The sequence below is a fragment of the Streptomyces sp. NPDC057137 genome (assembly GCF_042670825.1).
GTDB lineage: Bacteria > Actinomycetota > Actinomycetes > Streptomycetales > Streptomycetaceae > Streptomyces.
Genome location: NZ_JBHUUW010000014.1, coordinates 77740 through 90484 on the forward strand (window position 1 = coordinate 77740; position 12745 = coordinate 90484).

Annotated in this window: 12 protein-coding genes; 6 read left to right on the forward strand and 6 right to left on the reverse strand. The window is 70.5% G+C overall.

Annotated features, from left to right (window positions below):
• The first annotated feature begins 26 nt into the window (after positions 1 to 26).
• The 3 genes from ACFT9I_RS14675 (at position 27) to ACFT9I_RS14685 (ending at position 3241) form a co-directional block, all read left to right on the forward strand.
• Positions 27 to 461, forward strand: coding sequence for a hypothetical protein (locus ACFT9I_RS14675; RefSeq protein ID WP_382564161.1), 435 nt, complete (start codon positions 27 to 29; stop codon positions 459 to 461).
• Between the two features lie 28 nt (positions 462 to 489).
• A complete protein-coding gene (locus ACFT9I_RS14680; RefSeq protein WP_382564163.1) occupies positions 490 to 1374 on the forward strand; it encodes a hypothetical protein in 885 nt (294 codons plus the stop codon).
• 709 nt (positions 1375 to 2083) lie between these two features.
• Entirely contained in the window at positions 2084 to 3241 is a 1158-nt protein-coding gene (locus ACFT9I_RS14685; protein WP_382564300.1) for a hypothetical protein, read from the forward strand.
• 28 nt (positions 3242 to 3269) lie between these two features.
• Here the strand turns inward: ACFT9I_RS14685 and ACFT9I_RS14690 are convergent, their stop codons facing one another.
• Positions 3270 to 3800: a YbjN domain-containing protein gene (locus ACFT9I_RS14690; protein WP_382564165.1), complete on the reverse strand. Its 531-nt coding sequence runs from the start codon at positions 3798 to 3800 to the stop codon at positions 3270 to 3272.
• Positions 3801 to 3947: 147 nt separating this feature from the next.
• Entirely contained in the window at positions 3948 to 6575 is a 2628-nt protein-coding gene (gene clpB / locus ACFT9I_RS14695) for an ATP-dependent chaperone ClpB (protein ID WP_382564167.1), read from the reverse strand.
• A gap of 179 nt (positions 6576 to 6754) precedes the next feature.
• Between clpB and ACFT9I_RS14700 the strand changes: the two genes are divergently transcribed.
• Complete coding sequence (locus ACFT9I_RS14700) at positions 6755 to 7159, forward strand: pyridoxamine 5'-phosphate oxidase family protein (protein WP_382564168.1); 405 nt, start codon at positions 6755 to 6757, stop codon at positions 7157 to 7159.
• Between the two features lie 176 nt (positions 7160 to 7335).
• Here the strand turns inward: ACFT9I_RS14700 and ACFT9I_RS14705 are convergent, their stop codons facing one another.
• Positions 7336 to 7656 (reverse strand): hypothetical protein, encoded by a 321-nt coding sequence (locus tag ACFT9I_RS14705; protein WP_023539836.1) that lies wholly within the window; start codon positions 7654 to 7656, stop codon positions 7336 to 7338.
• A 292-nt stretch (positions 7657 to 7948) separates the two neighbouring features.
• On the opposite strand from ACFT9I_RS14705, the gene ACFT9I_RS14710 reads away from it, so the two are divergent.
• Positions 7949 to 8932 carry a helix-turn-helix transcriptional regulator gene (locus ACFT9I_RS14710; protein WP_382564171.1) on the forward strand — a complete coding sequence of 328 codons (984 nt, stop codon included), beginning with the start codon at positions 7949 to 7951 and terminating at the stop codon, positions 8930 to 8932.
• A gap of 213 nt (positions 8933 to 9145) precedes the next feature.
• The gene (locus tag ACFT9I_RS14715; RefSeq protein ID WP_382564172.1) at positions 9146 to 10138 is read left to right on the forward strand and encodes a LuxR C-terminal-related transcriptional regulator; all 993 of its coding nucleotides are present in this window, start codon (positions 9146 to 9148) and stop codon (positions 10136 to 10138) included.
• Positions 10139 to 10245: 107 nt separating this feature from the next.
• Here the strand turns inward: ACFT9I_RS14715 and ACFT9I_RS14720 are convergent, their stop codons facing one another.
• From ACFT9I_RS14720 to dnaJ, 3 genes are all read right to left on the reverse strand, one after another.
• The gene (locus tag ACFT9I_RS14720; protein WP_382564174.1) at positions 10246 to 10623 is read right to left on the reverse strand and encodes a peptidase inhibitor family I36 protein; all 378 of its coding nucleotides are present in this window, start codon (positions 10621 to 10623) and stop codon (positions 10246 to 10248) included.
• A 364-nt stretch (positions 10624 to 10987) separates the two neighbouring features.
• Positions 10988 to 11464, reverse strand: coding sequence for a heat shock protein transcriptional repressor HspR (locus ACFT9I_RS14725; RefSeq protein ID WP_382564175.1), 477 nt, complete (start codon positions 11462 to 11464; stop codon positions 10988 to 10990).
• Positions 11465 to 11469: 5 nt separating this feature from the next.
• On the reverse strand, positions 11470 to 12681 hold the full coding sequence (dnaJ, locus tag ACFT9I_RS14730; RefSeq protein WP_382564177.1) for a molecular chaperone DnaJ: 1212 nt from the start codon (positions 12679 to 12681) through the stop codon (positions 11470 to 11472).
• Positions 12682 to 12745 lie beyond the last annotated feature (64 nt).

The following is a 12745-nucleotide window of genomic DNA, read 5'->3' on the forward strand; positions in this document are numbered from 1 at the left end:
TGTCTGCCCGAGGCACACTTGACGCCATGACCGCATCAGACGGCGCGCCCGGGGAGCGCCGACGCGCCGACTCCATCGCGGCTCTGTGCCTGCTGCTCAACGCCCCGGACGGACTGCGGAGCAGCGACGCCCAGGTCGCGGAGACGGTCGAGCGGGCGAGACGGCTGCTGACGGCGGGCGCCGTCGACCCGGCTCAACTGGACGCCGCCTTCGAGGCGGTGGACGAGGCGCTGCGCCGGGCGGGCGACTCGCGGGGGCTCGGCACCCGGCGGGGCGAATTCCTCGGCTCGCCCGGCGCCACCCTGCCCGGCGTCCGCCCGATGATCAAGGTCGCGCTCTGTCCCGGTACGGTGCCCTGCACCCGCCGCGAACCCGCCAAGGACCTGCGGCCGGCGCCCGCGTGCGCGGTCAACGGCGTACGGATGCGCAAGGAGCGCCTGCGCGGGGACTCCACGGTATGAGCCCGGGGCTCTCGACGTACCCGCGCCGGTGAACCCGCTCCTGGTCACGCTCGGCACGAAACTCACCGAGCGGTGGCTCAACCTCCTCGTACTGCCCGGCGCGCTCTTCCTGGGCGTCCTCGCCGCCGGCACGACCCTCGGGCACACCCACTGGCACGACATCCACCGGCTGAGCCAGGCCCTCGACGACCTGACCGCCCGGCCCGTCATGGACCGCACCGGCACGGCGGCGGTCGCGGTGGCCGCCGTCCTGCTGCTGTCCGCGGCGCTGTCGCTGGCCGCGCAGTTCCTCGGGGCCGCCGTCGAGAGCTTCTGGCTGCGCGAGAGCCGCTTCCCCCTCGAACGCCGCCTCCAGTACCGCCGTCACACGGCCTGGCAGCGCCTCGACCGCGAACGGACCGACGCGATCCGCGACCCGGCCACCCCGGCCGCCGAGATCGAACGCCTCACCCGGGCCCGCGACCGTATCGCCCTCGTCCCACCGACCCGCCCCACCTGGTACGGCGACCGCCTCGCGGCGGCGGCGTGGCGGGTCCACGCGGCGTACGGCATCGACCTCGCCGCCGTCTGGCCACGCCTGTGGCTGATCCTCACCGAACCGGCCCAACGCCAGATCGAGTCCGCCCGCACCTCCTTCGCGGCGGCGGCCCGGCTCGGCGCGTGGTCGCTCGGCTATCTCGCCGTCGCCGTCTGGTGGTGGCCCGCCGTCCTGATCGCGGCGGGCTGCGCGACGGTGGCCCGGTCCCGCGCCCGCGAATCGGTGGAGGCACTGGCGTCACTGGTGGAGTCGGCGGTGGACGTACACGGCCGGGACCTGGCGGTGCTGGTGGGCCTCCAAGGTCCGGAGAGCCCGGGGCTGCTGTCGCCGGACAGCGGGGACCGGCTGTCGGAGATCTTCCGCAAGGGGGACTAGGTCCTGTCTTCAAAGTCCCGCCTGGCCCGCGACGCCTGGCACGGCACCTCTCCCCCGTAGGCCCCGAGGGGGCCACGGGGGTGCCCCCTGCGTTGTCGGAGTCGGCCAAGTACGCCCAGTACGAGGCCGATCCTCCGCCTTGCGACGCACCGCACCAGCCGCCGCAGGCCCCGCCCTACGGAGCGGCCGTTGTCTCGTCGGTGCGTGCGACCGCAAGGCGAGGATCGGCGTTGCGGACGGCCCGGCCGTACGTGGGCGACCGACGACAACCCGGGGGGGCACCTCCCGTGCCCGAACGGCTACGAGGAAGAGCGTGCGTACCGGGCGCCGCGCGCCGGGCGGGATTTGTCGGACACGGCCCAGGCCGTGTCCGACGGACTGAGGGCCGCTGCCGGCGCGCCGCGGTCGCCCGTGACCCCGCCGGTCCACCCACCCGCCACGCGCCCTGTCACGCCGACACGCCGCCCCGCCCCGCACACCCCTCGTACGGCGCCGCTTCGTACCCGGTCGGCGGGCCTCCGGTCGCGCGGTCCGCGGGCGGCACGGAGGGTCGGCTCGACCGATCACGCGCGCCCGGAGGTGCCCCCTGTCCGCCGACACGCTCGACACCGCCGACGCCACCCCGACCCACGCCGCCCCGACCGCCACCGGGAAGGCCGCCACCATCCCGGCCGCCGCCAGATCGGCCGCGCCACCGGCCGTCACGTTCATCTCCGTCGCCCCGCGCCGCCGCGCCACCCGTCTCGCCGCCGCCCTGCGCCGCGCCGCCCCCGCGCTCGGGCTGTTCGCCGCCGCCCGGCTCACCGGGCTGCTGGCCCTGTGCCTGTGGGCCGAGCACATCGGCCGCTCCCCGCGCCAACTCCTCACCCACACCTGGGACTCCACCTGGTACACGCGGATCGCGTCCCAGGGCTACGGCCACACGCTGTACTTCAGCGACGGCGCCGTCCACAGCGACCTCGCGTTCTTCCCGCTCTACCCCGGTCTCGTACGCGCGGTCACCACCGTGTTCCCGATCGGCGGCGGCACCGCCGCCCTGCTGATCTCCTGGGCCGCCGCCGCTGCCGCCGCCCTCGGCATCTACCTCCTCGGCGAACGCCTCCACGGCCGCACCACCGCCACGCTCCTCGTGCTCCTGTGGGGGCTGCTGCCCCACGCGGTCGTGTTCTCCATCGCGTACACGGAACCGCTGCTCACCGCGCTCGCCGCCGTCGCCCTGTACGCGGTGCTCACCGGCCGCTGGCTGTGGGCGGGCTCGCTGGCCGGGCTCGCGGGCCTGGCCCGGCCCAACGGGGTCGCGATCGCCGCGGCGGTGTGCGTCGCGGTGGCGTACGAGCTGTGGAAGCGCCGCGCGCACGCCCCCTGGCGGCTCTGGGCGGCAGCCGTCGTCGCGCCGCTCGGCTGGGGCGGCTATCTGCTCTGGGTCGGCGTACGCGTCGGTGATCCGCTCGCCGGTTACTTCGCCGTGCAGAGCGGCTGGAGGTCCCGCTTCGACTTCGGCGCCGACGCCCTGAGCCACGTACGGGACATCGTCCTGCGCCCCGCCGAACTCGCCACCACCGGCACCGTGTTGATCGTCGGCGCGGCCGTACTGCTGTTCGCGCTGCTCGTCCTGGACCGGGAGAACCGGCCCCCGCTGCCCCTGCTCGTGTACACGGGCGTCCTGCTGCTGATCACGGTCGGCGGCGGCGGCTTCTTCGAATCCAAGCCGCGCTTCCTGCTGCCCGCGTTCCCCCTGCTGCTCCCGCTCGCGTGCGCGCTGACGAAAGCCCGGCCGAGAGCGGCGATCGTACTGATCGCGGCCCTCGCCGGGCTGTCGTGCGCCTACGGGACGTACCTGCTGACGCTGGCACCGATGCCGCTGTAGGCGGGGCCACGGCGCCGCACAGACCGGCTCAGGCCTCGTCGGCGGGCTTCTCCTCCGCCGGCGTCAGCCCGAAGGTCTCCACGATCCACTTGTCGAACTCGATCGACGCCCGCACCCAGCTGACGGTCGACGACACGAAGTGCTCCAGGCTGACCCCGGTACCGATCAGCATCTGGGCCTCGCCGATGAGCCGGACGGTCGTGGGGCCGTCCTCCTCCTCGTGCACGTGGCTGTAGACCTTGGGCCACAGCGTGCGGCGGTTCCAGTCGTCGATCGCGTCGAGGATCTTCGGCTTGTCCTCAAGGGCGTGCGGCCGGTCGTAGAAGGTCCGCACCGAGAAGACCTGCTGGTCGCCCTCGCCGCGGAACATGAAGTACGTACGGAATTCCTCCCACGGCGCCGCGAGGTCACCCTCGTCGTCGACGACGTACTTCAGCTCCATCTGGTCGAGGAGCTGCTTGACCAGATCCTGGTCGGGGACGACAGGGCCCGCCGTTCCCGCAGCCTGCGGTTGGGGCTGGGCCCCGAAGTTCGGAATCGAGGACGGGTCGATGGTCATCGCTGGATTCTCCTGAGGATGGCATGCCGTTGTCTGACAACGACCCTAGCCGCGATCCCCCGCCGGAAACCCTGCGCCCCGTCCCCAATCGGGCGCGGGCCCGCCACCGCGTCGGTGACGGGCCTCCGGGTCGGCCAGGCGGGGGTGCTACGGCGTCTTCTCCAAAGAAGGCGCCGCCTGCTCCTGCCCACCCGTCGCCCGCCCCACGATCAGCTCGTCCCCCGCCCGGTCCACCCGCACCGTGTCGCCGTCCACGACCTCACCCGCGAGGATCTCCTTCGCCAGCCGGTCGCCGATCGCCGTCTGGATCAGCCGGCGCAGCGGCCGCGCGCCGTACGCCGGGTCGTTGCCCTTGTCGGCGAGCCAGGCCAGCGCCTCCGGGGTGATGTCCAGGGTGAGTCGGCGGTCCGCCAGGCGCTTGGCGAGGAGGGCGATCTGCAGGTCGGCGATCTTGGCCAGCTCCTCCTTGGAGAGGGCGGAGAAGACCACGAGATCGTCCAGCCGGTTCAGGAACTCCGGCTTGAACGAGGCCCGTACGGCCTCCAGGACCTGCTGCTTCTTCGTCTCCGCCGAGGGGATCGGGTCGACCAGGTACTGACTGCCGAGGTTCGACGTGAGGATCAGGATGGTGTTGCGGAAGTCCACCGTCCGCCCCTGGCCGTCGGTGAGACGTCCGTCGTCGAGGACCTGGAGCAGGATGTCGAAGACCTCCGGGTGCGCCTTCTCGACCTCGTCCAGCAGGACCACGCTGTACGGCCTGCGGCGGACCGCCTCGGTGAGCTGGCCGCCCTCCTCGTAACCGACGTAGCCGGGCGGCGCCCCGACGAGGCGCGCGACGGAGTGCTTCTCGCCGTACTCGCTCATGTCGATGCGAACCATGGCGCGCTCGTCGTCGAAGAGGAAGTCGGCCAGCGCCTTGGCCAGTTCGGTCTTGCCGACGCCGGTCGGTCCGAGGAAGAGGAACGAGCCGGTGGGCCGGTCCGGGTCCGCGATGCCCGCGCGGGTGCGCCGTACCGCGTCCGAGACCGCCCCGACCGCCTCCGTCTGACCGATCAGCCGCCGGCCCAGCTCGGCCTCCATACGGAGGAGCTTGCGCGTCTCGCCCTCCAGCAGCCGCCCGGCCGGGATCCCGGTCCACGACCCGACGACGTCGGCGATGTCGTCCTCGCCCACCTCGTCCTTGACCATGGTGTCCTTGGCGGCTTCCTGCTCCGCCTCGGCCGCCGCCGCCAACTCCTGCTCCACGGCGGGGATCTCGCCGTACAGCAGCTTGGACGCGGTGTCGAGGTCCTGGTCGCGCCGCGCGCGCTCCGCCTGTCCGCGCAGCTCGTCCAGCTTCTCCTTCAGCTCACCGACCCGGTTGAGGCCCTGCTTCTCCTTCTGCCAGCGCGCGTCGAGCCCGCGCAGCTCCTCCTCGCGGTCGGCGAGGTCGCGGCGCAGCTTCTCCAGACGCTGCTTGGACGCGAGGTCCGACTCGTTCTTCAGCGCCAGCTCCTCCATACGGAGGCGGTCGACCGTCCTCTGCAGCTCGTCGATCTCGACGGGCGAGGAGTCGATCTCCATACGGAGGCGGGACGCGGCCTCGTCGACGAGGTCGATGGCCTTGTCGGGCAGGAAGCGCGAGGTGATGTAGCGGTCGGAGAGCGCGGCGGCGGCCACCAGCGCCGCGTCCGCGATCTGCACCTTGTGGTGCGCCTCGTACCGGCCCTTGAGGCCGCGCAGGATCGCGATGGTGTCCTCGACGTTCGGCTCGGCGACCAGCACCTGCTGGAAGCGCCGCTCCAGCGCCGCGTCCTTCTCGATGCGCTCCCGGTACTCGTCCAGGGTCGTCGCGCCGACCATGCGCAGCTCGCCGCGCGCCAGCATGGGCTTGAGCATGTTGCCCGCGTCCATGGCGGAGTCGCCGCCGGCGCCCGCGCCCACGACGGTGTGCAGCTCGTCGATGAACGTGATGATCTGCCCGTCGCTCTCCTTGATCTCGGACAGGACGGTCTTCAGCCGCTCCTCGAACTCACCGCGGTACTTGGCGCCCGCGACCATCGCGCCCAGGTCGAGGGAGACCAGCTTCTTGTTCTTCAGGGACTCCGGCACGTCGCCCTTGACGATGCGCTGCGCGAGCCCTTCCACGACGGCCGTCTTGCCGACGCCGGGCTCACCGATCAGTACAGGGTTGTTCTTCGTACGGCGCGACAGCACCTGCACCACACGGCGGATCTCCTGGTCACGGCCGATGACCGGGTCCAGCTTGCCCTCACGCGCGGCGGCCGTGAAGTCGGTGCCGAACTTCTCCAGGGCCTTGTACTGGCCCTCCGGGTCGGGTGTGGTCACCCGGCGTCCTCCCCTTGCCTTCTCGAACGCGGCCAGCAGCTTCTTCGCACCGGCCCCCTGCCGGTCCAGCACCTCGCCGGCCTTGCCGCCCTCGGCCGCGATCCCGATGAGCAGGTGCTCGGTCGAGAGGTAGTCGTCGCCCAGCTTCTTCGCCCGCCTGGCACCGTCGGAGATGACGGCGAGCAGCGCGCGGTCGGGCCCCGGCGGCGCGACGGTGGTGCCTCTGACGCTGGGCTGCGCGGCCAGCAGGCGCTCCGCCCCGGACCGTACCTCAGCCTGGTCGGCGTCCACCGCGACGAGCAGGTCGGTGATGTTCTCGTTGTCCTCGCCCTCGAGCAGTGCGAGGAGCAGGTGCGCGGGGGTCAGGTCGGCATGGCCCGCCGACACCGCGCGGTCGGTGGCGGCGTTGAGCGCGGCCTTGCTCTTGTTCGTCAGCTCGGCGTCCACGTGCGGTCTCTCCTCCTTGGCGCGGGGTCCGTCCCGTAAGAACCTGACCCACCCGACGTACGCAAAGTTGAGTCTATTCCACTCAAGCGTGGCTCACGCCCCAAGGCGACGCACCGGACGGACCGATCAACTCCCGCCGCGCCACACCTTCGAGGCCATTACGCGCCTATTCTTCCGGCATGGCCCAAGACGTACGCGATCCCGACGCCGACTATCTCGCCTTCTGGCGGGAGCGCCACCTGTGCACCCTGACCACGCTCCGGCCGGACGGCACGCCGCATGTGGTGCCGGTGGGCGTGACGTACGAGCCGGAGACCGGGTTGGCACGTGTCATCACCGGCAAGCACTCCACCAAGGTCGCCAACATCCTGGCGGCGGGCCCCGACGGAGGGCGGGTCGCGGTCTGCCAGGTCCACGGGAGGCGCTGGGCGACGCTTGAGGGCCTCGCGACGGTGCGGACGGAGCCCGATCGGGTGGCGGACGCCGTAGGCCGTTACGCGGCCCGCTACGAGCGCGCGCCGGGGCCCAATCCGGACCGGATCGTCATCGAGATCGCCGTCGACCGCACGCTCGGCAGAGGATGACCCGCCCACCGCGCAGGCCGCCACGCCGCGGCGCGCGCCCCGGCCGGCCACCTCGCGGCGCACCGCCCGGCCGCCCCGCACGCGGGCAGCACAGCGGCGCCATCGCGTTTCAGGTCCACGATGGCGCCGCTGTGTGGGGGAAGTGCCGGAGCGATCTACTACGACGGGGGAATCGCTCAGGCACTGCGGGGGGTGGCGGAAATGGTCTGTGGTTCGACCAGCTGGTGGTCACGCTGGTCAAGATTGACGAAAATCATGTCGTACCGAATCGCGCAGCGTACGGGCTGCGGCGCCCCCCGAGGCTTCCTCAGACACCGGTAGGCACGGACGTCCTCGTCCTCCTCGCGGACGACGACCACGGGCTCTCCGAACAGGGTGACCATCAGCGAGTCACCACGGTGTGGGATCGCCGTGACGAGATCGATGAAGTGCCATCCGGACCGGTAGGCCGAGGCCATCTCACGCCGAAAGACCCTGTCGTCCGGCGGGACAGTCATGCGCCCAAGTCCACCGGTGCGCTGTCCCAGGAGGGATCGCCCGGCAGAGCCTTGACAGCGGACACAGACGCACTGCCCGCCGAGGGCGCGCTACCCGCGACGAGTGAACCCGTCACGGCCACCGCAAAAGCAAGTACGCAAATTGCGCGAGCCATCCTCTTCATGGACGATCTCCACCCCATTCTGATCACTATCCTCCCCCCGCGACTAAGACGATGGCCCACGCCGAACGCTTCCACCAGCGAGCACGGGCATCATGTTCCTGTAATTCAGGACCCTGAGGGGGTGGCAAATGCAGTCAAGTCAGGGAATTGACGGACATAAGCATGGGCCGGGCGAACTGTGCGAAGCCGGCAAGAACCTCTACGCGGCGGCACTACGTTCCGGCCGGCTGTCCAGGACAGAGGCGGAGAACGCACCCTGCCTGCTCGCTCTGGCACTGCTGCGCCCGGATCCGGACGACCCCCTGTGGCTCCGCCCCGTGTCCCCGACGATCGCCCTCAACCAGCTCACGCATCCTCTTGAGCGTGAGATCCAGGAGCGGCGGCAGCTCGCCATGTCGCTGGCGGAGACCTTCGAACCGTTCATGACCCTCACCGCCATGGACCCGTCAGCCACGCACGCGATCACCGTGCTGGAAGGGCTGAGCCTCATCAACTCCACCCTGGACCGGGTCACCGCGGAGTGCACCGAGGAGCTGCTCACGGTCCAGCCCGGCAGCGGACGGAAGCCGGGCCATCAGGAGGAGGCCCTGCGCCGGGTCCGCCCCCTGATCGACAGCGGTGTGAAGATGCGGACCCTGTACCAGAACACCGCCCGTCATCACCCCGCCACGCTGGCCTACGTAGAACTGGTCGCGCCGCACGGAGTGGAGGTGCGAACGCTTGAGGAGATCATCGAGCGCCTCATCATCGTCGACCGCAAAGTGGCGTTCGTACCCGCCCGCAGCGATCGCCGGATCGCGCTGGAGCTGCGCCACGAAGGGCTCGTGCAGTATCTCGTCGGTGTCTTCGAGCAGTTCTGGCTCCACGCCACGCCCTGGGACCAACAGTTGTCGTACGCGCCGGAGATCGACGGCATCACCAGCATCCAGCGCTCCATCGCCAAACTCCTCATCGACGGCTACGTGGACGAGGCGATCGCACGCCGACTGGGCATGAACGTCCGCACCTGCCGTGCGCACATCGCCAAGCTCAGCACCACGCTCGGCAGCGGCAGCCGTGCCCAACTCGGCTATCTCATCGCCCAGTCGGGCATTCTGGACCACGACCACTGAGCCTTCCGAAGACATCACATCCGGGGCGGACGACCAGGAAAATCGAGGGGAGGGAGACCGTGACCGCATCGAGGGGAGACGCGGCCACGGCCGGGATGCGATCAAGGAGCTGGCCACTCCCAACCGTCACCAACCCTCCTCGACCGACTAGGATTTCACCACCGTCATCTTGCTGCACTGCACAAAACGGGGGGTGTCAAAGTAGACGAAACCATGGAGAATCAGACGCACCATCCTCACGGTGACCGGGAGCTGTGCGAGACGGCGATCGGGCTCTACACCGAGGCGCTGCGCAGAGGGCGGATCACTCGCGCCGCACTGACGCCGGCACCCTGTCTCGTCGACATGGCGCTGCTGCACCCCGACCCCCTGGACGAGGCATGGATGTCCCCGGTGCTGCCGTCCGCGGCCCTGGCGCACCTCCTCCAGCCCATCACGCGCGAGATCCACGAACGCGTAGAACTCAGCGCCTCCCTGGTCAACTCACTGGCGCCGCTGAGCGCCGTCGCCGCCGAGGACCCCAACCTCTCCATCACCATGCTCGACGGGCATGTGCTGATCGACGCGAAGGTCGGCGAGGCCGCCCGCGCGGCGACGCAGGAGATCCTGACGGTCCAGCCGGGCTTCAGCCGGGGGCGCAAACTCATGATGGCGGGGCTGTCCCGCTCCCTGGCCGCGATCGAACGAGGCGCCCGATTAAGGCACTTGTACCAGCATCCGGCGCGCTACAGCCCGCACATCAAGGAGTACCTGGAGCACGTGCCGGCCGACCGGCTGGAGGTGCGCACGGTCGAGCAGACCGTCGAGCGCCTGATCATCGTCGACCGCGCCGTGGCCTTCATCCCTGCCAGCGCCAACCGCCATACGGCCCTGGAGATCCGGCACCCGGCCCTGATCACCTATCTTGTCCAGGTCTACGAGGTCCTCTGGTCCCAGGCCACCCCCATGACCGAGCGCCCGCCCGCCGTCTCTCCTGACACCTCCGTCACCGCCGTCCAGCGCAGCATCGCCCGGCTCCTCGTCGAGGGAACCACCGACGAGGCCGTGGCCCGCAGAATGGGCATCAGCGTCCGCACCTGCCGCTCCCACATAGCCAAACTGATGCAGGCCCTCAACGCCTCCAGCCGCACCCACCTCGGCGCCCTGCTCGTCCAGTCCGACCTGGTCGAACCCGAAACGGGCAGCCCGTCGGTGGCCCCCCACTGAGAACTTCCACCTCGGCACGGAGTTCCTGGCGCACCGGGAAAGGCAGACGCCGCGCCCCGGAAACGGGACGCGGCGTCGCAGCTTCTGTCAGCTCACCAGCAGGCGGTTCAGGGGCGCGCGTTCCCCAGGCAGACGTGGTCGGACGACCCTCCGCCGACGGGAGTGCCGATGTTGCTGCTGAACCCACCGGCCGGCATCGTACGGACCAGGGTGCCGACCTGGTCGAAGACCCTGGCGGTCACCGGCCCGTTGTTGACGTAGGAGTGGATGGAACCGAACGCGGCGGTGTCCCAGGGGGTGAAACAGGCGTTGGTGCTGGCGCTGGTGATCCGGTCACCACTGAAGTTGGTGCCGTCGTAGATACAGAGTCTCGCCGCCGGACAGTCCCCGGGCGCCGCCGCGGCCGGAGGCGCCGCGGCCATCATCCCGGCGCCGGCTATCGCCAGGGCCGAAAATACGGACGCGGACTTCTTCTTCCATTCCATGGGATTCCCTCTCAGAGCCTGTTCCGCCGATTCCGGAGGGAACCGGCGGCATCGCCAAGGCAGCTGAAATCAACCGGAGTTCACCAGAATTTCCTGGTGTCTTCCGGTGAGTCACTTGCCGCGTTCAGGCTCTCCCAGGAGCAACTCGCACACCACCGTCATCTTGCTGCACTGCAGAAAGCGGAGGGTGTTAAACCAGGACACAAGCGGGCACAATCGTGCGCTAAGAGCGATCGTGCTGCGACTTACCGTAGCGAGTCGGGCTGGTCCCGGAGCAGAACAAAAGCCCGTCGTCCCCGGAATCCTCCGGGGACGACGGGCTCATGGCCCGCTGCGGGAAGACAGTCGTCCCGCAGCCGAGCGACTAGTCCGACGACAGCTTCGGCTTCGGCCGCCACACCACCAGCGCGCTCGTCTGCTGTATGTCCTGGTACGGCACCAGGTCCCGCCGGTACGACGCGTGGACCTGGGCCTCGCGCTGGCGCATCGCCGCCGCCGCGCCGTCCACCGCCGCGCCGAGTTCGGCCACGCGCGACTGAAGCGCCGCGACCTGGTTCTCCAGCTCGATGATGCGCTTGATGCCCGCCAGGTTGATGCCCTCGTCCTGCGACAACTGCTGCACCTGGCGGAGCAGTTCGATGTCGCGCGCCGAGTAACGCCTGCCGCGGCCCGCCGTACGGTCCGGCGAGACCAGGCCCAGCCGGTCGTACTGGCGCAGCGTCTGCGGATGCAGCCCGGACAGCTGAGCCGCCACCGAGATGACGTACACCGGTGACTCTTCGGTCAGCTCAAAGGCTCGGTTGAACGATGAGTGCGGTCGACGCCGCCCGACCCCGTCCATTGGAGTCACGCTCCCTTCGCTGCCTGGAACAGCTCGTCCCGCGGGTTCTCCCCCACGGTCGCCTTCCGGTAACTCTCCAGCGCGTCACGGGCCTCGGCGCCGAGATCCTTGGGGACGACCACCTCGACGGTGACCAGGAGGTCGCCACGGCTGCCGTCCTTACGTACGGCACCCTTCCCCCGGGCGCGCATCGTACGGCCGTTGGGCGTGCCCGCGGGCAGTTTCAGGGTGACGGGGGGACCACCCAGCGTCGGGACCTTGACCTCGCCGCCGAGCGCCGCCTCCACGAAGGTGACCGGCACGGTGACGGTGAGGTTGTCGTCCTTGCGGCCGAAGACCGGGTGCGCGCCGACGTGGACCACCACGTACAGATCGCCCGCCGGACCGCCGCGCTCGCCGGGAGCGCCCTTGCCGCGCAGCCGGATCCGCTGGCCGTCGCTGACGCCCGCCGGGATGCGGACCTGCATGGTCTTCGAGGACCTGGCACGGCCGCTGCCCTTGCAGACGTCGCAGGGGTCCTGGGCGATCAGCCCACGGCCCTTGCAGTCCACGCACGGGTCGGTCAGCGAGAAGCCGCCGCCCGTGCCGCGCGACACCTGTCCGGTGCCGACGCAGGTCGGGCAGACCCGCGGCGAGCCGTTCTTGTCGCCGGTGCCCGAACACGCCTTGCAGGGCGCCTGGCTGGACATCCGCAGCGGGACCGTGGCCCCGTCGACCGCCTCGGTGAAGCTGAGCGTCACCTCGGACTCGATGTCCTGGCCGCGGCGCGGCTGGGTACGTGTACCGGTGCCGGGACCGCCTCTGTTGAAGAGGCCGCCGAACACGTCCCCGAGTCCGCCGCCGAAGCCGCCGGCGCCACCCTGGCCGCCCTGCGTCCCTCCGCCGCCCTGGGGGCCGCCTCCGAAGAGGTCGCCCAGGTCGAAGTTGAAGGACCCGCCGTTGCCACCGGCGCCGGGGCCGGCCCGGAAGCCGCCCCCGTTGCCGAAGAGCGAGCGCGCCTCGTCGTACTCCTTGCGCCGCTTGGGGTCGCCGAGCACGTCGTTGGCCTCGGAGATCTCCTTGAAGCGCTCCTCGGCCTTGGCGTCGCCCTTGTTGGCGTCCGGGTGGAACTCGCGGGCGAGCTTCCGGTACGCCTTCTTGATCTCGGCCTCGGTGGCGTCCTTGGGGACGCCGAGAACCTTGTAGTAGTCCTTCTCCACGAAGTCCTTGGTACTCATTCCCGACGTCCCTCCTCACTGCCCGTCATGCGTGCCGCATGCGTACTGCCTGTCATGCGTACTG